We start from the raw sequence: 952 nt of genomic DNA, 5'->3' as shown, positions 1-952 counted from the left end.
TGGAGCACAGAAACGAAGCAAGCTAAGTGTAAAACACAAAGAACAAAGACAACAGACAAGAAGGATGTCGCTGATGTTTGGTTTTGAAAGATCCATGGTGTGGTCTTGATGGCAGAATGGAAATACCTGGTTACATTCCGCACCCAGCAGTCAAGCATTCTAACGGCGACGATAGTGAACAGCGAAAATAGCAAGAGGCCATGCAAAAAGCAAGCCGATCTGAGTGAGCAATCACTTCAGATCGGCTTTTCTGTTTGTAACGCGGTAAAATCCCTGCGAAAATTTACATAATGGAAAAAGTGGCACTTAAATGTTCGAGGCATAAATTCGGCTAATTTATTCCTGTTAGATCAAAGGAAAGGCGGAAAATAGGATGTTTAAGAGAAAAATGACTGCTGTCCTGGAAGAGTGGAATAAATTTCATAAAAAAAACTTTAACTATTATTGACGCCAGACAGGTTGGTAAATCAACTGTAGTCTGAGAGTTTGGGAAAAGAAAGTACGAGTCTTTTATTCAATAATCGACTTAAAAGGGGCTGTTAAATTTCGACTGATTTTTCATCAGCGAGATTTACAGCCCCTTTTTCTATGCTTTTTATCTGATTCAATCCTGTTTTATGATGTGTTTTTCCGCTCAAGTCAATTTTTGAACGCACTGAAAAGAGCCAAAACTCAAAAAGACTGTTTATAATCTTTTTCAGATTTCGCTTTTCTGCTCCTTTAATTTTCCATAACGTTCGAGTTCTGGGCAACTCATCCGATTTCTGTTGTTTAATTTTCTGATATTGTGTCCCATGGCCACAATAAGCACCTCAAATTTTACGATTTCCAGTCCCCGGCGTCTCAATCGGCTGTATCTGTAGTTTTCTTTAAGATCTCCGAAGGTTCCTTCCGCCTGAATGCTCCGGCTGACCATAATCTCATGTCCTGCATCTGAAGACATGTTCTCCCG

At 39.8% G+C, this 952-nt stretch carries 1 protein-coding gene and 1 rRNA gene; one reads left to right on the top strand and one right to left on the bottom strand.

The annotated features are described in order from the left end of the window. Window positions 1-98: 98 nt before the first annotated feature. A 5S ribosomal RNA gene (gene rrf / locus BO222_RS11105) occupies window positions 99-204 on the top strand. 493 nt (window positions 205-697) lie between these two features. On the opposite strand, the gene BO222_RS11100 is transcribed toward rrf, so the two are convergent. Continuing rightward, window positions 698-952 (bottom strand): transposase (locus BO222_RS11100; protein ID WP_075820441.1); only part of this gene is annotated, 255 nt, incomplete at its 5' end.

This window comes from Ileibacterium valens, from assembly GCF_001945525.1.
Lineage (GTDB): Bacteria > Bacillota_I > Bacilli_A > Erysipelotrichales > Erysipelotrichaceae > Ileibacterium > Ileibacterium valens.
Note: the sequence above shows the minus strand (reverse complement) of the source record. Positions and strands in the feature narration are given on the sequence as shown.